General features: G+C 49.1%; 1 protein-coding gene. It reads right to left on the reverse strand.

The genetic code is table 11. The features are described 5' to 3' along the window. Window positions 1-1,461, reverse strand: a 1,461-nt coding sequence (locus FYJ57_RS15005; protein WP_154433276.1) for a formate--tetrahydrofolate ligase, incomplete at both ends; no start/stop codon positions are given.

Below are 1,461 nucleotides of genomic sequence, written 5' to 3' on the forward strand. Positions count from 1 at the left end.
CCCAGTTTGGTCTGGTCATCTGTCAGGCTGTACTGTGTCTTGGCTACGCAGATCGGGCAGTTGCCGAATCCAAGGTCTTCCAGCTGTTTTGCCTGTTTCTGGGCATTTGCTGTCAGTACTACACGTTTTCCGCCGTATACTTTCTGTACGATCTGGTTCAGTTTTTCTTCGATGGAACCTTCCAGTTCGTAGGAGTATGTGAAGTCGTTTGGTTCTTCTACCAGACGGATCACTTCTTCTGCCAGTTTCAGGCCGCCTTCGCCACCTTTGGCCCATACTTCAGACAGAGCAACGTTAACGCCCAGCTCTTTACATTTTTCTTCAACCAGATCCAGCTCTGCTTTGGTATCGGTCGGGAATGCATTGATGGCAACTACGCATGGCAGTTTGTATACATTCTTGATGTTGCTTACATGTTTTAACAGGTTTGGCATACCTTTTTCCAGAGCTTCCAGGTTTTCTGCATTCAGCTCGGCTTTCGGAACACCGCCGTTGTATTTCAGGGCACGTACAGTTGCTACGATAACTACTGCATCCGGTTTCAGTCCTGCCATACGGCACTTGATATCCAGGAACTTCTCAGCACCCAGGTCAGCACCGAATCCTGCTTCTGTGATCGCATAGTCAGCCAGTTTCAGAGCCATCTTGGTTGCTGTTACGGAGTTACATCCGTGTGCGATGTTGGCGAATGGTCCGCCGTGTACGATAGCCGGTACACCTTCCAGTGTCTGTACCAGGTTTGGTTTCAGGGCATCTTTCAACAGAGCGGTCATGGCACCTTCTGCATGCAGGTCGTGTGCGGTTACCGGCTTCTGTTCTGCCACTTTACCGTATGTATATCCAATGATGATACGTCCCAGACGTTCCTTCAGGTCGTTGATATCGCTTGCCAGACACAGAACTGCCATGATCTCAGATGCTACTGTGATATCGTAGCCGTCTTCTCTCGGCATACCGTTGGTTTTTCCGCCAAGTCCGTCTACTACATTACGCAGCTGACGGTCGTTCATGTCAACACAACGTTTCCATGTGATCTTTCTCGGGTCGATGTTCAGAGCATTGCCCTGGAAGATATGGTTATCGATCATAGCTGCCAGCAGGTTGTTGGCTGCACCGATGGCATGGAAGTCACCGGTAAAGTGCAGGTTGATGTCTTCCATCGGAACTACCTGTGCATATCCGCCGCCGGCTGCTCCACCTTTTACACCGAAAACCGGTCCTAAGGATGGCTCTCTTAAAGCAACCATAACGTTCTTACCCATTCTCTGCATACCGTCTGCCAGACCTACAGTTGTTGTAGTCTTTCCTTCACCGGCCGGTGTCGGGTTGATAGCGGTAACCAGAATCAGTTTACCATCTTTTTTGTCAGATTCTTTCAGCAGATTGTAGTCGATCTTTGCTTTGTACTTTCCGTACTGTTCCAGATATTTGTCATCAATACCTGCTTTTGCTGCGATCTCG

Source organism: Oliverpabstia intestinalis (assembly GCF_009696065.1).
In the GTDB taxonomy this organism is placed as follows: domain Bacteria; phylum Bacillota; class Clostridia; order Lachnospirales; family Lachnospiraceae; genus Oliverpabstia; species Oliverpabstia intestinalis.